The 20,729-nt window shown below is 69.0% G+C and carries 13 protein-coding genes; 2 read left to right on the top strand and 11 right to left on the bottom strand.

Annotation, left to right across the window (positions count from 1 at the left end):
* Positions 1-14: 14 nt before the first annotated feature.
* The 8 genes from AB0I19_RS03410 to AB0I19_RS03375 all read right to left on the bottom strand — a co-directional run bounded on the left by AB0I19_RS03410 (position 15) and on the right by AB0I19_RS03375 (position 13,932).
* A complete protein-coding gene (locus AB0I19_RS03410; protein ID WP_357143869.1) occupies positions 15-3,458 on the bottom strand; it encodes a hypothetical protein in 3,444 nt (1,147 codons plus the stop codon).
* Entirely contained in the window at positions 3,451-5,538 is a 2,088-nt protein-coding gene (locus AB0I19_RS03405) for a WD40 repeat domain-containing protein (RefSeq protein ID WP_357143867.1), read from the bottom strand. Before AB0I19_RS03405 ends, AB0I19_RS03410 begins: the two co-directional genes overlap by 8 nt.
* Positions 5,535-8,324 (bottom strand): hypothetical protein, encoded by a 2,790-nt coding sequence (locus tag AB0I19_RS03400; RefSeq protein WP_357143865.1) that lies wholly within the window; start codon positions 8,322-8,324, stop codon positions 5,535-5,537. Before AB0I19_RS03400 ends, AB0I19_RS03405 begins: the two co-directional genes overlap by 4 nt.
* Positions 8,325-8,350: 26 nt before the next feature.
* The gene (locus AB0I19_RS03395) at positions 8,351-9,574 is read right to left on the bottom strand and encodes a peptidoglycan DD-metalloendopeptidase family protein (protein ID WP_357143863.1); all 1,224 of its coding nucleotides are present in this window, start codon (positions 9,572-9,574) and stop codon (positions 8,351-8,353) included.
* Positions 9,575-9,596: 22 nt separating this feature from the next.
* The gene (locus AB0I19_RS03390) at positions 9,597-11,564 is read right to left on the bottom strand and encodes a serine protease (RefSeq protein ID WP_357143861.1); all 1,968 of its coding nucleotides are present in this window, start codon (positions 11,562-11,564) and stop codon (positions 9,597-9,599) included.
* A 104-nt stretch (positions 11,565-11,668) separates the two neighbouring features.
* Entirely contained in the window at positions 11,669-12,448 is a 780-nt protein-coding gene (locus AB0I19_RS03385; protein ID WP_357143859.1) for a M12 family metallopeptidase, read from the bottom strand.
* Between the two features lie 98 nt (positions 12,449-12,546).
* Positions 12,547-13,122 carry a TerD family protein gene (locus tag AB0I19_RS03380; protein WP_067489596.1) on the bottom strand — a complete coding sequence of 192 codons (576 nt, stop codon included), beginning with the start codon at positions 13,120-13,122 and terminating at the stop codon, positions 12,547-12,549.
* A 132-nt stretch (positions 13,123-13,254) separates the two neighbouring features.
* Positions 13,255-13,932 (bottom strand): PAS and ANTAR domain-containing protein, encoded by a 678-nt coding sequence (locus AB0I19_RS03375; protein ID WP_357145104.1) that lies wholly within the window; start codon positions 13,930-13,932, stop codon positions 13,255-13,257.
* A gap of 122 nt (positions 13,933-14,054) precedes the next feature.
* On the opposite strand from AB0I19_RS03375, the gene AB0I19_RS03370 reads away from it, so the two are divergent.
* On the top strand, positions 14,055-15,419 hold the full coding sequence (locus AB0I19_RS03370) for an MFS transporter (RefSeq protein ID WP_357143858.1): 1,365 nt from the start codon (positions 14,055-14,057) through the stop codon (positions 15,417-15,419).
* A 123-nt stretch (positions 15,420-15,542) separates the two neighbouring features.
* A complete protein-coding gene (locus AB0I19_RS03365) occupies positions 15,543-16,427 on the top strand; it encodes a bile acid:sodium symporter family protein (protein WP_357143856.1) in 885 nt (294 codons plus the stop codon).
* Here the strand turns inward: AB0I19_RS03365 and AB0I19_RS03360 are convergent, their stop codons facing one another.
* The 3 genes from AB0I19_RS03360 to AB0I19_RS03350 form a co-directional block, all read right to left on the bottom strand.
* Positions 16,428-17,906, bottom strand: a complete 1,479-nt coding sequence (locus AB0I19_RS03360) for a HAMP domain-containing sensor histidine kinase (protein WP_357143854.1) — start codon at positions 17,904-17,906, stop codon at positions 16,428-16,430.
* Positions 17,903-18,604, bottom strand: coding sequence for a response regulator transcription factor (locus AB0I19_RS03355; RefSeq protein ID WP_357143852.1), 702 nt, complete (start codon positions 18,602-18,604; stop codon positions 17,903-17,905). Before AB0I19_RS03355 ends, AB0I19_RS03360 begins: the two co-directional genes overlap by 4 nt.
* Positions 18,605-18,708: 104 nt before the next feature.
* The gene (locus AB0I19_RS03350) at positions 18,709-20,724 is read right to left on the bottom strand and encodes a glycosyltransferase family 39 protein (protein ID WP_357143850.1); all 2,016 of its coding nucleotides are present in this window, start codon (positions 20,722-20,724) and stop codon (positions 18,709-18,711) included.
* Between the last annotated feature and the right edge of the window lie 5 nt (positions 20,725-20,729).

Genomic DNA, 20,729 nt, shown 5'->3' with positions numbered 1-20,729 from the left:
GCCCGCACCCTCTCTCACGCTCGGTACCACTCCGGAGGAATCATCATCGTGGCGACGAAGACTGTGCGCGTCCGCAATTCACCGGGCAGTTCCGCGACTTCCGGTCCCACGAGATTCTCGGTTTCCCACAGGCGAAGGCGCAGATGATCGGGAGTCGCGGGCATCGTCAGCGGCGCGATGCCGCCGTCCTCGGCCCGTTCGACCGCAGCGCCGACCGGCCGCCACACCGCCAGGCCCTGCTGTTCGGCCGGATCATCGACGACGAGATCGACGGACTCGGGTGTGAGGCCCGCCGGGCAGGACTCCAGGCGCAGCTCCAGCCGGTTCAGCGGATTCGGTGACGTACCCTCGACACCGACGCGCAATTCGTCCCCCGACCGATCGACGACCACCTGCCGGTCGGGCAGCAACGGCACCGCGTCGGTGACCACGATCGGCGACAAGCTCATGCCGTCGAGGCTGTGTCGCTGGTAGCGGGCGACCGCGAGCCGGACGAACGGGTGATAGGACTGATATTCCTCCGGAACGGCGATGTCCACGTCGGCGAACCACCGGTCACCTCCGGGCGACACCGAATGCGGTGCGACAGCGACGAACTCACCGAGCTCGGGAACGACCACCTCTTCCGGCTCGACGGCCGACGGGAACCATGCGGTCTGCGGGAACGACGGCAGATCCGGTGTACCGAACAGCGGGTCGCGTCCGGCCCGGCTCACGGTGGCGGCCACCGTCGGAGTCGGATCGGCGGTCGGTGCGAGCACCACCGCCAGCTGCTCCCCCTCGCCCGTTTCGTACCAGGGGCGTGCGACCTCGACCCGAATGCGGCCTCTGTCCCGGCTGAATTCGAGTCGATCGGCTCCGGTCCTGGCGATGTGCGTCGCGAAGGCGGGTACGACCCCGAGCACCGTCGGCGCCGTGGGCCGCGCACTGGAAGCGATGACGACGGGGGCCTGCGTGTGGGCGACGGCGAAGTCGGATTCGGGATCGGTGGCCGCGAAGTACTGCCGGTAGCGGCTCGCCGCCTCGAGTGTGTAGGTGATGGTGCGGTGGCGGGTGTCACCGAATTCGTGTCTGAGCCGCACCGACGGCATCTCGCCGGGCTCGACGACCTGACTGTGCAGGTCGGTGTGCGTCCTCGGGGTGTGTGCGGCGGTGGCGTGGGTTCCGGTGTCGGTGACATCGGTCCAGGTGGCGGAGAACCCGAGCCGGCCGGTGCTGTGCGGATCGAGACCCGCGTCGGTGAACGTCGGGGTGAGCAACGCGGTCGGGTCGTTGGGTTCCCGATGGACGATGCCTTCCGGCAGCTCCCAGACAGGTTCGCGCAGCGGATGCTTCACTGCGTGGACCACGTCGACCCGCACCGGTGGCGTGACGGCGGGATTGCGGCCGAGCTTGGTGCTGTCGGGCGAGATCGTCGGTTCGCCTGCTCCGCCGGCGAGGGCGTCGCTGATGGCCAGGTGGTTGGACAGTTCCCCGTCCAGGGTGGAGCTCAGCTCGATCCTGGCCTGTTTTCCCTTCGCGAGCCCCACGCTCAGCACGTCACCGTTCCAGCGGACCGTGATCGGTTCGGCACCCCGATTGTCGTGCAGTTCAACTGTTTTGGGCGCGTACTGCGGCCATGCGGGCGACCAGGCGCTGTGGTCGCCGATGGGCGCGCCGAGCCCCGCCTCGCCTGCCCGCACCTGGGCGCGCACCCCGCTGGCGACCGGATCGGGCAGGCCCGCGCCGCTGCCGTCGGTGTCCATGGCTCGCTGGGCGAGCTGGAAGGATTCCTCGTCGGTGCGTTCATCGAGCACGCGGTGCTGTTCGATCAGCGACAGCGCGGCGGTGGGTGCGCGCAGGACTCGCGTATCGCGAACGGGGTAGTCCGGGTTTTCGGCGTGCAGGTCGGCGACGCCGCGGTCCACATCGCTGCGGATGACCAGCCGGGTGACCGCCGCACCTGCCGCGAGCGCGGCGGGCCCGTGCACCTGTGGCGGCGGCACCGGGTCGTGCCGCAGATAGCTCACCGCCGTGCTCGCCACGGTCGCGTCGTCGAGTTCGGCGGCAGTGAGCCCGCCACCGGCCATATCGGCGATGCGCACCCGCACCTGATACAGGTCGGCGAAACGCAACGCGGGCATGCTGCGCGGCGGCACCGAGTAGTTCCAGGTGAAGTCGAAAGGCAAGGGATGCGCGGGGTTACGCGCAGGGCCGGTCGTGTCGCCGCGCAGGTTGGGCGACGGAAGCGCGAGGCTCCATCCGTCCCAGCGCAACACCACCTCGTCGGCACGCAGCTGCCCGTCGGCACCGCGAACGGCGGCGAACGGTTTCACATGCCCCTCTTCCCGGCCTGCGACGATGTCGACACCGTTCACGCGGTAACCGGCGTCGCGGGCGCACACCGACAGCCACGGGGTGCCCTCGCGCCGGATGTCGACACGGTAGCCGAGCACGAGGTCCTCGGCGGTGAACACGGCGTCACCGAGGTCGCGGGATCGTCGCGCACCGGCGCCGCTGCGCGCGCGGTACTCACGGCCGCGACCCGGCTGCAGCAGGGTGATGCCGCTGGAACGGACCGGTGGCAGCACCGGATTCGCCGGGGCGTTGGCGGCGAAATCGTGGGCAGCCTGGCGGAAAGCGTCGGCGCCACCGTCGATGTCGAAAGTCGCGACGGCCCAGCGACGCGGCGCGGCGGAAGCGGCGGGGTCGGTGAGCGAGACCGAGTCCGACAGGTCGAGCATGCCCGCGCGGATGCCGGAGGACGCCGCGGGATCGGGCGCGGGCCGGAAGCCGGTCGTGGTGAGTTCGTAACGGGTCAACGGTGCGGTGACCAGGTTGCGCAGGAACGGCGGGTCGACGCAGCGCACACTCAGCAGCGCGGTCCCCTCGGCCAGGTCGGTCGCGGAACAGCGGAGTTCGAAGACGAGGCCGAGTTCGAGCAGCACCGCCGGATGTTCGCGGAGGTTGGCGACCGTGCGGTGGAAGTCGGCGACCACCGGCGGGGGTGGTTCGTTGTCGTCGGGGACGGGCGGGGTGGCGGTGCCGTCCCAGGTGGCGAGTTGCTCGCGCACCGCCGCCTCGGTCTCCTCCGGTGGGCGTTCGGCGCCGGTGCGGGTGACGGTGCGTAAGGTCGCGGCGACCTTCGTCGCGGTCGCCGCCGTATCGGACACCTGGGGCGGGCGCACTGTGCGGTCCTCCCACTGGCGCACGAAACCCGCGTCGCCGCCGAAGAATTCGTGCCACAGCTCCGAACGGGCCCGCCTGACCAGGCGCGGCGCCGTGGCGACGACCCGCTCCCCCGCGTCGGTGCGCACGCGCAGTTCGAAGCCCGTCTGGTCGTTCAGCAGCGACGGCCAGTCCGCGAGCCCGAAGTCGACCAGGGTGCCTTCGGCGAGCCTGGGGACGACCAGCACCCGCAACGACAGTTCGGCGCCGTCGCGGCCGGACGGTACTGCCACCCAGAGCATTTCACTCATCGTCCACCTCGTACACGCGTGCGACATTGTCGGTGCAGGCGCCGACGACCACCCGGCCGTCGGCGCCCGCGGCCAGCCGACTCATCGGCATGGGCTGCAGGAACCGGTCGATCTCCCGTCCGGTGACCGGGTCGAGCACCGCGACGACCGGGTCGTCGGCGGAGACGATCAGAGTGCCGTTCGCCGCGAACACCAGGTCGTTGACGGTGGCCCGCGCGGTGAGCCGGTGCACGAGGACTTCCCGCTCGCCGTCGATACGCCACAGATCGACAACCTCTCCGCGTGCCGTGGCGAGCAGCCCGGTATCGGGTGTGAGCGCGAGCACCGTCACCGGGCCCGGATGCTCGATCCGCAGGCGCCGTACCCCGGTCGACGCATCGATCACCAGGGTGCTGCCGTCCTCGCTCGCGGTGACGAGCGTGTTCGCGCGGGCACACAGCCCCCGGATCTTGGCGTCGTGTTCGAACGGTGGATGCGCTTCGGTGCCGGTCGTCCCGGCCAGGATGCGCACTTTACGATCCAGGGCCACCGTGGCGACCCAGGCGGCCCCCGGACCGATCACCACGTGGGTGACGGCGAGTGGATGCTGATGCGCCCACAGCTCGGTGACATTCTCCGGATCGGCTCCCGGTACCCGATCGAACAAGCGGGCGGTGCGATCGGCGCTCGCGGTGGCGATCCGGGTTCCGTTGTCGCTGAAGGCAACCGCGTTGACCGCTCCGTTGTGGCGCGCGGTCCACCGGGCACCGGTCAGCGTGTCGAAGTGCCTGCACCGGCCGTCGCTGCTGCCGGTGACCACGCCGTGTCCGTCGGGGCTCACCGCCACGGCACCGATCGGACCGGGGTGCACCCGTTCGAGCATCAGCTCACCGGTCGCGGCGCGAAAGACGACGAGTTTCGCTTCGGCCGCGGCGGCGACGATCCCGGCCGCGCCCGCACTGGCCGCCACGGCGCCGATGCGAGCGCCGCAGTCACGTCGTGACCGCGCCGGGGTGCCCAATTCGTAGATGCGGACGGCGTTTTCACCGCCGGTGACGAGCCCGGCGCCGTCGCCCGTGACCGCGAGGTGCCACACGGTGTGCCCCGGATCCGACCAGACGACCGACTCACCGCTGGTCTCGATGACGCTCACCCCTGCCGGATCCGTCGCGGGCGGGATCGCGACGTTCACCGCGAGCCGCTCGCCGTGCGGCAGGAAGGCACCGGCGAACGGACCGCTCCCCGGAACCGGCAGCGTCCTGCGCACGCCACCGTCGACGACCGACAGCAGAGCGATGTCGTTGTTGCCCACGCGCACAAGGGTTTCGCGACGGGGACTGTAAAACAGGCTCTCGAACCAGGTGTTGATGTTCGCCAGTTCCGGTGCGTCGACGGCGCCACGCGCGACAGCCGCACCGGTCGCGTCGACCTCGAGTTCGTAGGTGGTGATGGTGCCCCAAGTGGCGCTCGCGAAGATCACTCCGTCACCGCCGGGGGTGAATTCGGCGGCCGACGGGATGTTCGTGTGGTCTCCCAGCAACCAGCGCGGCGTTGCCGTCGCCAGGTCGACCAGCGACGGGCAGCCCGTGCACAGCAGCGTCGAATCGGACCGGAATCGGGGCCGGGTCATGGAACCTCCCTGCCGGTACAGCACCGCGCCGCTCGCCACGTCGAACACGATGTTCTGTGCGTACTCGCCGTCCGCGCCGTCGTCGAGTATCCCGATGAGGGCGAGCCGGGTACCGTCCGGACCGAGTTCCAGAAAGCCACCACCCCGGTGTGACCACACCTCGTCGCCGCTCGCGGTGCGCAACAACGACACCCACCGCTCCTCGGCGTCGTTCACGCCCGTGAACACGAAGGCCTCGCCGTCGGGGGTGAAGGCCACATCGAAGCACCTGGCGCCCGCATCGCTCCAGAGCACCTGCCCCGTGGTCCCGTCGAGCATGCTCGATCCCGGTGTGCCGCCGCCGTCGTTCCCGAACAGCGACCACCCGGTGCCCGCGAATACCCGCCTGCCGTCGCGACTCACCGCGACCCGGCTCACCGAGTGGGGCAGTGCCACATCGGCGACGATCCGGAAGTGTTCGGCTTCGTTCATTGCCCTACTCCTGCGAACGCGGCCCGGTATTCGAGCCACTGAGCCAGTGCGGTGTCGCGGTCGCGCAGCGCCGGTCTGCGGGCGGCCCCGCCCGCGAGCACCCATTCGCCGCTGTCGATCTCCACACTGTCCGACCAGAGGGTGAGGTCGACCTCGATCACCAGGGTCGCTCGGCCGACGAGGGCGTTGCGTTCGGACCGGTAGGTCAGCGACAGGCACAGTTCGATCGAGACGCTGATCAGCCCGAGGACCTCGACACAGCCGCCGATGCGCAGGTACCCGCACAGGGTGACCGCGCCGTCGGGTTCGAGGGTGAACCGCACGCCGCCGAGCGCGTGCACCTCACCGGAGGCGACGACGAAGTCGACGGCGACGAACGCCCCGAATTCCAGGGCTGCCTCGAAGCGGCGCAGTCCGTCGCGGTCGAGCTGCATCTCGAGGTAGCCGCCGCCACCGAACATCATCACCGCGAGCTGGAAGGGGTTCGCCCGACTGGCGAACCCGAAGGTGAACCCGACCGGTCTGCCGTCGAACGGGATGTCGACGGCCGAGGTGAGGGCGATATTGCGCATCACGAACGCCCCGGCGGTGACCGGTGGCAAGGGCAGGGCGTAGCGGACGGTGATACCGCGAGCGCTGACGTCGAGCATCTTGCCGATGTCACCGAGCTGAACCAGATCCTGGAGTTCCTTCAGCAGATTCAAGGCGCCGACGAACTCGACCCGAAGGCCGTCGACGGCGACCTCGGGTGCGGCGCCGCCCCGCTGGGTGAAGGTCAGTGCCGCGAAGCTCAGGCGCAGCACTCGCTTGGGGCCCGGCGGCAGTTCGAGCGTGAATTCCTCGACAGTGCACCGGGTTTCGTTGCGGCCGGGTGCGGCGACGATGGTCAGGCCGAGTCGCGTGCCCGGTCCTGCGACGAACGTGCCGACCGACCGCAGGGCGATATCGCGCCAGTTCATCTGGACTTCCGGTGGTGCGCCGACCCGTGGTACGGCGGTGATCTCGGGTGGTAGTCGCAATTGGGTCAGCAGGGTGCGTAGCGGAAAGCCGAGCAGCTGGGCCTGATCCGACGGGAACAGGGCGGCCGGGTCGATGAGTCCGGTCGCCGGGTTGGGCAGTGCTCGCAGGTTCACCGGGCCGAGCGTGCGGGAGATGGCGTCGGTGACGTACTTCGGGGTGAGTAGGCCACCCGAGCGTGCGGCGTCGCCGGCGAAGTCGATATCGCGGGCCTGATCCGGCAGCATTTCCAGCAGTATGTCGGCGGCGCCGTCGCGTAAGTAGTTCTCCGACAGGCGAACCGAGGTGAGGCGGTCGTCGCCGCGCAACACGCGCAGTGCGGGTAGGGCGATGTCGAGCTGGGCGAGCCCGGCGCGGTACCCGTCGGCCAGGGCATGCTCGGCCAGGCCGGTGAGGGTCAGGCCGTGGACCTCGTGGATGTCGCCGCGGCCACGGCCACCTGCCCCCGCCAGATCCAGGGGTGTCGGTGCGACCGACACCGCGACGCTGCCGTAATCGTCTCGAAGCCGTTGCGCGAGACCGGGGTCGGTGAGCGAGGTGCCACCGCTGAGGTCGATCTCGGCGACGAACAGCAGCGGCACCCCGAAGGTCAGCACACCGGTCGAGGTGACGCACCGGATCGGGAACCGCACCGGCGATCCGGCCGTGGTGGTCGGCTGGAAATGCGTGGCCTGCTCGCCCACTCCTGGCAGGCCGGTGAGCTGCCAACCCGCACCGGCATTGGGCGATTCGAGGTCGGTGAAGGTCGTCTGTTCTATCTCTACGGTGCCGAGCGGGAACCGGCGGCGCAGCGCGGCGTCCTCGGGTGGGTGGCGCACCGGTTCGAGAACAGTGAGCACCCCGATCCGCCGCAGCACCGCCGCCCCGCCCGCCGACGGGTCGAACTCCCTGGTCACGACCTCGAGGTATTCCGCTCGATGTCCCAGCGGGTACAGCACACCCTCGAATCGCGCGCGCACCAGCATGTCCCGGCCGAGTACCGCGCGCTGCTCCCATTCGAATGCCGTCCAGGCGCCCTTCGCGTGCAGGGTGCCACCGAGGGTGCTCAATTCGAGACGGGACACGGTCGCCGGGCTGCTCGCGGTCTCCGCGACGAGGCGGGTGCGTACCGCGCGCGGGGTGCCGAGGGTGTTGTCGGCGAAGTCGGGATCGAGGGTGTTCGCGATGTCGTGGTCGACGACGCGCACCGCCAACCGCGCATCCGAAAGAGTCACTGCCTCGGCTGTTCCCGCGTCGACCAGCCTGGTGCGCCAGAGCGCACGCACCCCGTTCGGCGCGGTGGCACCGGTATGCCTGCAGACCACCGATCCGTCGCCGGACCTGCTCGTGCCACGACCGTCGAACCGGGCGCGCCCTCGGCCGGAGGTGGTCGCGGATGTTTCGGGCACCAGGATCGTGCGCCAGGGAATCTCGATGGCGGTTGCGCCCGAGTCGACGACCAGTGGCACATTCATCACCGCATCCAGAATCCCTTGGACAGTCAAAGGGATTCGCTGCCCCGACGGCACCGCCACGACGATCCGGCTGGGTCCGGCGAGCACCGCACGCCAGCCGGGAACCAGGGCTCCGGTCGTTCCCGCCGCCAGGGTCACCGGTGCGTCCGAGAACGGCGGCGAGCACTCCTCCCCCACATGTTGCGGCGGGAACAGCACGGTGAGCCGGGCGTTGTCCTCGGCGGTGAGCGTGCCGGTGCCGTCGGGAACGCATCCGGTCCAGCTCACCCCGAGAACCAGGTGATCCTCGGGGCGGATCAGCAGCACGTATCGCATCGGTCGTCCCTCCGCAGACCCGTGCGCTAGCCGACCGGCACGGATTCGGCGGGCCCGGCCCTCATACCCTCGCCGGGCGCCGATCCGTCCTGGGAGAAGGTCACAGTCACCACCGACCCCGGCTCGGAAGTCTCGAGCGCGAGAAAGGTCTGGTACAGGTCGACGCCGACATACTGGCCGCCGGGCGCACCACCGATGATCTCCACCAGCGCGAGATGCAGATGCGGCGGAATTCCGCCGAATCCGAGCACCGTGCCGAGGAAGTCGCCGCGCGAGACCGTCGAACCCGGTCCGAGACCCGCCGGCACATCGGTGAGGTGGGTGTAGAAACCACCCATCATGTCGTTGGGCGCACGCACGAAAATCTGGGCGCCGTAGACCTTTCCGCTGTCGACGGCCGGGTTGTGCGGGGTGAAGCGGGTGATGTGACCGTCGAAGGCGGCGAACACCGGCGTGCCTGCCACGCCACCTAGGTCCATGCCGTACTCGATGTACCAGTTCGGTCCCTGATGCCCGCCCTGATGGGGTCCGCCGTGCGCCTGGGTGTAGCCCGACGGGTCCACAGGGGCGGAGATGTCGACGGTGAACGCCCCGCGCGCGAGCGCACGCGGACGCCGGACCCGGCGGAACGCCGGCAGCTGAGCGGCGATCTCGGGCGGCACCTCTTCCGAATCCCAGGCCAGGCCGGCGCCGGGCACCGCGCCCTCGATCTCCTGGATCTTGTCCTGCACCACCCGCATCTGGTCGTCGTCGAGATCACCGAGGCGGGTGTCGACGGAGATGCCGAGCGCGTTCGCGACCGCATGGGCGTAGGTGGCGGGATCGTTGCCGTCGGAGGCGGGGGCGTAGCGGGCGAAGCCGTCGAGGATCGACAGATCGCGATACGACGCCGAGCGCAGCAGCTGCGCGATCGCGAAATAGCCGGCGCCCCACGAGGGGAAGACCAGGAAATTGTGCCAGTTGAACTTGCCGGGATACTGACCGTAGTCCGGGCCGCCCGGCACACCGGTGATATTGCCGGGATTGTTGTTCAGCCAGGCGAAACTGCCCTCGTGATTGCGCATGTGCGGTCGGCCACGGGCGATTTCGTCGGCATGGATCACGTAGTGGAAGATCTCCTTGCCGTGCCCGCCGTAGTCGGTGGGATCGTGCGGGTTCGTGCCGGGAAACCATTGCGCCCTCGGAATGTTCTTGTCCGTCGACATCCGGCCGTTCCAGTACCAGACGTGGTCGCCGAGTTCGAGTGTCATGGTGCACCTGCCTTCGTGAGAGTTATGCGGACAGCGCGCCACCGATGGTGGCGGCGACGGCGGCGTGCGCGAGATATTCGGCGATGTCGTGCGCGCGTTCCTTCGGGTTCTCCACCGGAACCTCACGCAGGCCGGCACCCCACGCCTGGCTCAGCGGGCAGCCGATGGCGATGGGGTCACCCGCGTACCAGGTGTTGAGCCACTCACCGACGCGCTCGGGCCGGTTCGCCCCACCGGTGAGCAGTTTGCGGTACACACCGTCGAGACCGAGTGGGCTTCCCGCCGTGACCAGCATTCGCACGGTCACTTCCTGCGGCAGCTGGGTGAGCAGATCGAGGGCGACCACGGTGCCGAGGCTGTGGCTCACCAGAACCAGCTCGCCGCCGCTCGGCACGTCGGCCAGCACCGCGTCGAGCACGCCCTTGCGGACCCGTTCGTCGTCGAGGTAGGCGGCGACGTCCTTGAAGATGGCGCCGATGAGCGCCGAATCGAGTCCGCTGCGGGCGGCGATCCAGCCGAGCTGGTCATGCAAGCGGTCGAGCAGGACCGCACCGAAACCGCCGAACAGTTCGCGGGTCTGCGGGTCGGCGGGCAGGTCGGTCGGCATGCCAGCGCGGTGGGCGGCCTCGGCCACCAGGTCTTCGTAGAGGGCGGGGCCGGTGTCGACGCCTTCGCGGGTGTCCATGCTCTCGACGAGGCGGTCACCGTAGAACGGGAAGTAGACGTCGGCGGGGTCGACCGGGCCGAGACCGGCCAGGGTGAGTCCTTTGTTCAGGCCCGCGGTCCAGGTGCGGCGCAGTTCGACCGGATCGCGCCCCTGTTGACCGCGGCCGTGCAGGAACAGCACGCTGCGCCCGGCCGCCCCGACCGGTCGTCCGCGCAGCCCACGCACGGTGCTCTCCCGTACCGGAACAGGCTGTGGCACAGCTTTTGTCGTGGTCTCGACGACAGGCAGGGCCGCAGTGGGGCCGAGCTCGTCGAGAAGTGCGCGCTGGGCTGGATCGAAGCTGCGGGAGCCCAGGTCGCGCAGCAGCACGCTCACCCGGGTGCCCTCGTTGGCGATCCACTCGATGGCGTCGTCACCGTCGCCGCGCTGCCACAGCTTGCCGTCCTTGCGCAGCACCCGGCCCTTGTCGTCCTTCTTCGGCACCCCGGCGTGATGCAGGGCGACGATCTCCCACTGGTCGTTGAAGACCGGCGAACCGGAGTTACCCGGTTCGGTGTCGGAGTGGTAGTGCAAAAAATGCTCGAGCTGCAGGTCGAGCCGGTTGTCCCGGATCGAGATCTCCTTGAGCCTGCCCGACGGATGCCCGACCACGTTCATCGCCTCGCCGATGACGATCTTGCCCGGCTCGGCGATCAACTTGTTCCAGCCGAACTCCCCACCCGGGAACGAACCGTCGGCGTTCGGCGCGACCCGCACCAGGGTGTAGTCGAGGTGCTCACTCGTGACGAACAGATCCTCGGGCGCCAGCCGGTAGTGCACCGTCGGGCCGGGCACGTTGTTCGCCGCCACCTCGGCCCCGAACTCGACCACCACCGACGCGGCATCCGCCACCGTGGGCAGCACGTGGTTGTTGGTGAGCAACAGCTGCGGCGACACCATCGACCCGGTGCCGATCGGGATTTGGCGGCCGTTGTCGTTCAGCGAGATCCGGGCCACCGCCTGCGCCGCGCGGGCACCACGGGTCAGGAAGTTCACCGCCTGCAACTCGTTGGCGAAGCCGATCACCCGCTCGAGGGAACCGATGCTGTCGACCGGGTCGTGCCTGCCCAGCTCGATCACCGCGGTGGCGGGCACCTCCCCGGTGACGAGCAATCGGTCGGCGCGGGCAACGATCTGCTCTTTCGTGTCGACGACCACCGACTCGGTGGCGGCACGTCTGCGTTCCACCTCTTCGCGTTGCTCGGCAGTGTCGGCGAACCGCCGCGATGCGGCGTCCATCTGTTCGCGCCATGCGTCCGTGCGTACTTCGCTCTCGGTATCCATGGGGTCACCTCGCCCGGGGAGTGTGTGCTGGTGTGGTCAGCGTGGGCGCCGGAGGTGGTGGCGGGCACGAGTAGTGCACCACTCGAATTCCGCACGCCCGCCGTTCAGCCGGGATAGATGGCGTGGACGGCGGCTACGTCACCGGGTGAGAGCGCGGTGCGCTGGCCCATGCCGGTGCCGGGCGGCAACGGCACGCGCGCGACGATGGTCGGACTGCCGTCGACGCTGAAAGCCGTTGGGGGGTAATGCATGATGGAGCCGAAGTCGTAGCCGCCGACATCGTCACCGTCGGTGATGTGCTGGGCGAAATTGTGGCGGTGCGCGGGGTCCACGTGCGCGAGGCGCACCTCGACGAAGGCGTCGCGGTCCTGCCTGCTCTGTTCGTGCCAGAGTCCGAGCGCGTGGGCCATCTCGTGTACGACGGTGCCCACCGGGGCGGAATCGGCGAGCTCGATCGTCTGCGGACCACCCTGCCTGCCCACCGGGGAACGGCTCGCGGTGCTCGGGACGAAGCGCACGAAGTCCGGGTGCTGCGCGGTGCGTGGGACGAAGCGGATCCTGGTTCGCTCGTGCCACTGTGCGACCGCGTCGTGCACGCGGTGCGGGGCGGGTAGACCGGGGTCGATCTCGAATGGAACCACCGCGCCGGGCCAGCGGAAGAATTCGCCGGTGACAACGATGCCTTCGAGTCTGCGGCGGTCGTCGATCTCGGCGAGCGTACCGAGCACGATATCGCCCTCGAACACGGCCAGCTCGTCGACCGCGGCGTAGCGCAGTTCGCGCACACCGTGTCCGACACTGCCGATCGGGGTGGCGCCTGCCTCGGGGCCCGAGCGGAATTCACCGGTGGCCTCGGTATGGGTGAAAGAGTTCTCGATGGTCATGCGCTTCAGCGTGCGTCGGTGCCACCGCCTCCGCGCGCGTAGCGCACTACCCGATCAACCGCCCGGGGCCGCGGCGCGCGACCCCGGTGCGGGGCGAATCAGAGGTTGACGCCGAAATCGCGGGCGATGCCCTCGAGGCCGGAGGCGTAGCCCTGGCCGATGGCGCGGAACTTCCATTCGGCGCCGTTGCGGTACAGCTCACCGAAGACCATGGCGGTTTCGGTCGAGGCGTCCTCGGACAGGTCGTAGCGGGCCAGTTCCTCGCCGTTGGCCTGGTCGACCACGCGGATGTAGGCGTTGCGGACCTGGCCGAAGGACTGGTTGCGGGTGAGGCCGTCGTAGATCGAGACCGGGAAGACGATGCTCTCGATGGTCGGCGGGGTGTTGGCCAGGTCGACGTTGACGACCTCGTCGTCGCCCTCGCCCTCACCGGTGCGGTTGTCACCGATGTGCTCGATCGCGCCCTCGGGGGACTTCAGGTTGTTGAAGAAGACGAAGTGCTTGTCGGACACGACCTTCTTGTCGGCGCCGAGCGCGATGGCGCTGGCGTCGAGGTCGAAGTCGGTGCCGGTGGTGGTCCGCAGATCCCAGCCGAGACCGACCGCCACAGCGGTGAGGTTCGGCGCCGCCTTGGTCAGCGAGACGTTGCCACCCTTGGACAAACTGACACCCATACCGATTACTCCCATCGATCAACGCGGCACAGAGGGCGCCGACGATTCGCACACTAGCACTGCGTGGCGACGCGACGACGGCTCGCCGGGAACCCGAAAAAGTCTGGTATACAGCCGGATTCCGCTACCGCGTCAGGCCTGATCGACTCGTTCGTGCGCGGTCAGCAGCAGGTGGTCGAAGCGGGTCCGGCAACCCGGCACCTGGGGTTCGAGGCCGCGGGCGTCCTCGACGAGCTGGGCGGCCAGGTCGCGGAGTTTGGTATTCGTCTCCTGGGAGCGCCAGCGCAGTACTTTGAACGCCTGGTCGGGCCCGACGCCGTACATGAGGACAAGTACCCCCTTGGCCTGTTCGATGGCGGCGCGCGCCTCGATCAGTTCGGGCAGGGTCTCGTCGAGGGTTTCCTTGCGTTCCCCTTCCAGACGCTGAGTGACGTCGATGTAGTACCCGGTGGTGCCGATCACCGTGCCGTCGTCGTCGGTGAGGTGGTCGCCGACGATGATCACCTCGTGCTCCGCGCCTCGGGTGTCGATGATGCGGTGCCTGCCGCAGACCGGTTCGCCCGCGTCGATGGCGCAGGTGATCGCGGTGCCGAGATCCTGCTGGTCGTCGGGGTGCTTGTGCGACAGCAGCAGCTCGGTGGTCGGCTCGACCTCACCGGGGCCGTAGCCGTAGATCTCGGCGAGCTCGTCGGACCATTCCCAGCGCCCGTCGGCGAACCAGAACTGGAACGAGCCGATGCCCGAACAGGCCTCGGCGCCGATCACCTGGCTGATCGCGGTGACCGCGTCCGGTACTGATTCTTCACTCATCGTCACCTGCGAAGTATCCCCTATCGCACCCGGTCAGGGAGCTATCGGGCTCGGATCCGCAGATTCGATACCTATACCCCCTAGGGGTTTACTTTCCGGCCGTGAAGTCGTACCTTCAGAGCATGATCACCTCGCTGTTCGCCAACCGCGACTATCTCCGGCTCTTCACCGCCCAGATGACGGCGCTGTTCGGCACCGGGTTGACCACGGTCGCACTCGGTCTGCTCGCCTACGAACTGGCGGGCGCCGAGGCAGGGGCCGTGCTCGGCACCGCGCTCACCATCAAGATGCTGGTGTACGTGACCGTCGCCCCGATCGTCGCCGCCTATGCCGATCGGTTCCCGCGCAGGCTCTTCCTCGTCTCGCTCAACGCGGTGCGCGGTGCCGTGGTGCTGGCGTTGCCGTTCATCGACCAGATCTGGCACATCTTCGTACTCATCGCCGTGCTGCAGACCGCATCGGCGGCCTTCACTCCCACGTATCAGGCGGTGATCCCCGACATCCTGCCCGACGAACGCGACTACACCCGGGCGCTGTCGGCGGCCCAGCTGGCCGCGACCATGGAGACGCTGCTCAGCCCGATGCTCGCGGCGGCGGCACTCACCCTGATCAGCTTCCACTGGCTGTTCGTCGGCACCGCCATCGGCTTCGTGGTCTCGGCCGTCCTCGTGGTCTCCACCAGGATTCCCGACGCGGGTGCGACCACCGGTGGCAGTTTCCGGCAGCGGATCGCGGTGGGGATGCGGATCTTCGCCGCGACGCCTCGGCTGCGTGGGCTGCTCGGGTTGAACCTGGTGGTCGCGGCGGCCGGGTCGGTCATCATGGTCAACACCGTCAACTATGTGCGCGACACGCTCGGCGGTTCGCAGACCGGTGTCGCGATCCTGCTGGCCACCAACGGTTTCGGCACCATGGTCGTGGCGCTGTCGTTGCCACGGGTGCTCGACCGGGTCGGCCCCCGGCCGGTGATGCTGAGCGGTGCCACGACCCTGATGACCGGACTCGGCGCGGCCGTGGCGCTGTCGAATGCCGCGGCGGGACAGTGGCGCTGGATCGCGGCAGGCGCCGTGTGGGCCGTGATCGGGGCGGGCACTGCCGCCGTCCTGACCCCGACCGGGCAGATTCTGCGGCGGTCCTCGCAACCCGCCGACCGGGCCGCGTTGTTCGCCGCGCAGTTCTCGCTGTCGCACCTGGCGTGGTTGCTCACCTATCCGATCGCGGGATGGCTCACCACCGCAGCCGGTTTCACGACCACCTGGCTGGTACTGCTCGGCCTGGCCGCCCTCGGTACCACGGTCGCGCTGCGGTCCTGGCCCCGCCACGACCCGGCCGAGATCACCCATCTGCACGAGATCGGAACCATCGACCCCGCTCGCCTGGCCGACGCCGTTCGCATCACCGACCGGCTCTACCAGCACACCCATCCCTACGTCATCGACGCAGCACATCGACGGTGGCCGCGCGACTCGCACGCCCTCGCCGCCTGAGACCTGCTCATGGACTGTCGCCACATCGCTGTCCGACGCTGCCCGGACCCGGGTTCGCTCGAACAGCGGTGTGGCGAAAGCTGTTGCCGCATAAGGTAGGGGTTCCGCGACGATCGGTGGTGCATGAACTCCTCGTTTCTTTCCACGGCTCTGCCGCCCGCGCTGGCCGTCATCATGTTCGGGCTCGGCCTGTCGTTGACCGGGGCCGATTTCACGCGGGTCGCGCGGGCGCCGAAGGCCGTCGCGGTGGCCCTGGTGTGTCAGGTGATCGTGTTGCCCGCGGTGGCGTTCGGGCTGGTGATGCTGTTCGACCTCGAGCCGTTGCTCGCGGTGGGGATGATGCTGCTCGCCGCCTCGCCGGGTGGGGCGACCGCGAATCTGTTCAGTCACCTGTTCCGTGGTGACGTGGCACTGAATGTGACGCTCACCGCGGTCAATTCGATGCTGTGTGTGGTGACCGTGCCGGTGGTCACCAATCTGGCCATCCACCAGTTCGCCGAGAACGAGACGGGCCAGTTGGGACTGCAGTTCGGCAAGACCGTGCAGGTGATCGCGATCGTGCTGATCCCGGTCCTGATCGGCATGCAGGTGCGGCGGCGGGCACCGGGGTTCGCGGCCCGGATGGACCTGCCGGTGCGCATCGCGTCGGTGCTGATCCTCGCGGTGATCGTGGCGGTCACGATGATCGCGGACCGGGCGGCGATCGGCGGCTACTTCCTCGATGTCGGCGCGATCACCATGGTGTTCTGTGTCACCAGCCTTGCCACCGGTTACCTGGTGCCCCTCGCGTTCGGGGTGAGCGCGCCGCAGGCGATCGCGTCGTCGATGGAGGTCGGCGTGCACAACAGCGCGATCGCCATCACGCTGGCGATCACCGTCCTCGACAGTGCGCGCATCGCGGTGCCCGCCGCCGTGTACGCCGTGCTGATGACTCCCCTGGCCACGCTGTTCGGCGCGCTCATCAGCCGCCGGGCGGTGCATCGGGAGCCTACGCCGGTCACGGCGTAGTCAGCCCATGTCGCGGGGCAGCACCACGGTGAACGTGGCGCCCCGACCGGGCGTGCTCTCGACGCCGACGCGCCCGCCGTGGGCCGCCACCAGTGCCGCGACGATCGACAGCCCGAGACCGGAGCCCCCGCTGGACCGTGTGCGCGAGTCGTCGGTGCGATAAAACCGTTCGAACACGCGCGACGCGGCCTCGGCCGGCAGACCGGGCCCCTCGTCGACGACATCGATGGCGACCTCGTCGTCACCGGGGCGCAGACGCACGGTGACCGGGGTTCCGGGCGGAGTATGCGTGAGCGCATTGCCCAGCAGGTTCGCCATGACCTGTCGCAGTCTTGCCTCGTCCCCGACCACGACCATGGCTCCGTCACCGGCGACTTCCAGCTCGATCGCGCGAGCGACGGACTGTCCGGCATCGCGGGCGTGGGCATCGCCCACCGCGTCGCGCGCCAGGGCCAGCAGGTCGACGGGCGCCCGCTCGAGGGGCCGGTTGGCATCGAGATCGGCCAGCATCAGCAGGTCACCGACCAGGCCGCCCATCCGGATGGACTCGGCCTCGATCCGGCCGAACAGGGTCTCGGGGTCGGTACGGTGCCCGTGCCGGTACAGCTCGGCGAATCCCCGGATGGTGGTGAGCGGGGTGCGCAATTCGTGGCTGGCGTCGGCGACGAACTCACGCATCCTCGCCTCGGAACGCCGCGCCGCCGCCTCCGATGCCTCGGTCGCGGCGACACCGTCCTGGATCCGGGTGAGCATCACGTTCAGTGAACGGGCGAGATGATCGACCTCGGTGTCGACACCGCGCACCGGAACACGGCGGTGCAGATCACCGTCGGCGATGGCGGCCGCTGTCTCCTCCACCGCACGCAACGGGCGAAGGCTCCACTGCACCACGAGATAGCCGACGACGCCGAGCAGTAGCAACGCGGCGACGCCCGCGACGACCTGCACCAGAAGCAGGCCGGTGATCGTCTGCCGGGTCTCCGACAGCGACAGCCCGACGGTGACCGAGCCGTGGCCGTTCGTGGTGGTCAGCACCCGCCAGTCGGTGTCGGGGCCGCTGCGGGATCCGACCGTGCGCGGGCCGCGCTCGTCACCGGTGACGTCCGGCAGTCCGGACGAGCCGTCGGCGGCGCCGGGCGACTCGAGATAGACCTCGCCGTCGGGACCGGTGCGGATCTCGGCGAACCGGCGCGGCTGCTCCCCTTCCATCGGCATGGCGTCCGGTGCGTCGGCGGGCAGCCAGCGGATGTTGCCCGCCGAATCGGTGACCTGCTTCATCGCTCTCGGCTGCGCCCAGGTTCGTGCGGCATCGGTCAGCTGTTCGTCGACCCGGTCGGTGAGCGAGTTCGACATCACCGAGGTGACCACCACCCCCACCGCGGTGAGCACCACCGTCGCGAGCGCGAGCAGCACGACCACCAGGCCGACACGCAGCGGCACAGCGGCGAAACGCCGTGCGACCCGAGCTGAGACACTCACCTCGGTTCCCGCAGCACGTATCCCACGCTGCGCAGCGTGTGGATGAGTTTGGGTTCGGTGGTGTCGATCTTGCGCCGCAGATACGACACATACGACTCGACGATATTCGCGTCACCGCCGAAGTCGTAGTGCCACACGTGATCCAGGATCATCGGCTTGCTCAGCACCTTGCCCGCGTTGACCATGAAGTAGCGCAGGAGGGTGAATTCGGTCGGCGACAAGCTCACCGGCTCCCCCGCCTTCCACACTTCGTGACTCTCGTCGTCGAGCTCGATGTCGGCGACGCGCAGCCGGGGATTCCGTTGCGGAGCTGCCGCGCCCGCACGGCGCAGGATCACCCGGATGCGGGCGATCACCTCCTCGAGACTGAACGGTTTGGTCACGTAGTCGTCGGCGCCGAGACCCAGACCGGTCAGTTTGGCCTCGGTCTGGTCGCGGGCGGTCAGGAACAGCACGGGTGCCTGGACGCCGTCGGCACGCAACCTGCGCAGCAGGGTGAAGCCGTCCATGCCCGGCATCATCACGTCGACGACCAGCGCATCGGGACGGAAGCGGCGAACGGTGTCGAGCGCGGCCGCACCGTCGGCGGCCGTCGCCACCTCGAAGCCCTGGAATCGCAGGCTGGTGCTCAGCAGCTCGACGATCATCGGCTCGTCGTCGACGACGAGGATGCGGGCTTCGGGTGGTTCGGCGGTCATGGATTCAGCATGGCTGGCCCACCGCACACGGACCTGGAAGGAAACTGGGCGTTTCCTGTGAACGGGGGTACGCGACGGCCCCGTGGTCGTCGCTTACCCGTCGTTCAGTTGGTCAGGTCGTAGACAGTGACGCCGTCGACCTGCACAGCGGTGAAGTTCGCCGCGACCCAGGCGGCGATCGCATCGTCGCCCCGCGCTCCTGGGCCACCGCCGCCGCCCGCGATGAAGTAGTGGATCCGGCCGTCGGCCACGTACTGCTGGAACTGAGCGAGCGTAGGGAACGGGTCGCTGCCGTTGAACCCGCCCAGCGACATCACCGGCCGTTCGGTGGCCAGCTGGTAGGTGGCGGCGGAGTTCGAGCCGGTGGCCGCCGCGATCCAGGTGTAGTTGTCCGCGTCGTCGGTGAGCAGCGCGATCACCTTGTCGCTCACCTGGCTCGCGCCACCGAGGAAGCCGCCGCCGTTCGGCACAGCACTACCGGCAGCACCCCCACCGGGCGCAGTTGCCTCGGCCGTCGCGCTCGGGACACCGCCTCCACCGGAACCGTTGCCGGGGGCTCCGCCTGCGGGCACGGTACCGCCCATCGGCGCATTGTCGCGACCGCCCATTCCTCCTCTACCGTCAGGCATTTCGCCACCGGGCCCGGGCATACCCCGTCCGCCACGGACTTCCGGGCCCGCACTGGGAATGGACCCGGCATTGACCGAGGCGATGGTCTCGACGGTGTAGGCGGCAGGCCCGCTCAGCGCGAGTATCCCGGCGAGCAGGGCCGCGAACGCCGACCGCTTCGGTCTGGGCGGAAGCAGCAGCGCGAGCACCGCGCCGAGACCGCCGACCAGGATCACCCATCGCAGCCAAGGCACGAAATCGCTGGTGCGCGGAAGCAATACCCAGGCCGTAGCCGTGGTCACGCCCATCGTCGCGGCGGCGCACACACGAGCCGCCATCCGGTCGCGGTGCTGCCAGAGCAGGACGGCGCCGATCGCGGTCAGCGCGGCGACCGCAGGCGCGAGGGCGACCGTGTAGTACTGGTGGAAGATCCCCTTCATGAAGCTGAAGACCAGCCCGGTCACGAGCAGCCAACCGCCCCACAGCATTACCGATGCCCGTCGCAGGTCGGTGCGTGCCACGCGGCCGTAGAAGATCAGGGCCACGACGGCGAAGATCAGCGCGGCAGGCAGCAACCACGCGATCTGCCCACCCTGAGCGGAGTCGAACAATCGGGTGATACCGGTCTGCCCCCACATTCCGTTGCCACCGGCGGGAAGTTCACCACCGGGACCGACGCTGCCTGTCTCGTCACCGCTGAGCCGACCGAGACCGTTGTAGCCGAGGGTCAGCTCGATGATCGAATTGTTCTGGGAACCACCGAAATACGGCCTCGAGTCGACCGGCCACAGCTGCGCGATCAGCACCCACCAGCCCGCGCCCACCACCATCGCCGCACCGGCGGCGAACAGTTGCAGCAGCCGGGTACCCAGCTTCGGCGGCCCCGCGAACAGGTACACCAGAGCCAGCGCCGGGAGCACGAGCAACACCTGCAGCTGCTTGGCCAGGAAACCGAATCCCATGAACAGCCCACACAGCACCAGCCAGCGCCAACGCCCGGATTCGGTGGCGCGCAACATGGCCCAGGCGGCGGCGATCATCAGGAACACCAGTAGTGCGTCGGGATTGTTGAAGCGGAACATCAACGCGGCCACCGGAGTCAGGGCGAGGACCAGGCCGGCGAGCAGACCGGCCGCCGGACCGTGGTAGCGGCGAACCGTCGCCCACAACAGTGCCACCGACGCGACACCGAGCAGGACCTGTGGTGCCAGCATGCTCCAGCTGCTGAATCCGAATACCCGCGCCGACAGTTCCATCGGCCACAGCGCGGCCGGTGTCTTGTCGACCGTGATCGCGTTCGCCGCGTCCGACGATCCGAAGAAGAACGCCTTCCACGACACCGAGCCGGCCTGCACGGCGGCCGCGTAGAACGAGTTGGCCCAGCCGTTGGCGGTCAGGTTGCACAGATAGGCCGCCGCAGTGCCGATCAGCAACACGGCTAGAGCCGGAAATTCCCATCGCGGTCGGGTCAGCGGGTTCTCGACTACGAGGTCGGCATCCGGCTTCGTCATCAGCG

The organism is Nocardia sp. NPDC050413, assembly GCF_040655475.1.
Taxonomy (GTDB): domain Bacteria; phylum Actinomycetota; class Actinomycetes; order Mycobacteriales; family Mycobacteriaceae; genus Nocardia; species Nocardia coubleae.
The sequence above is the reverse complement of the archived record's forward strand: the minus strand, read 5'-3'. Positions and strand labels throughout refer to the sequence as shown.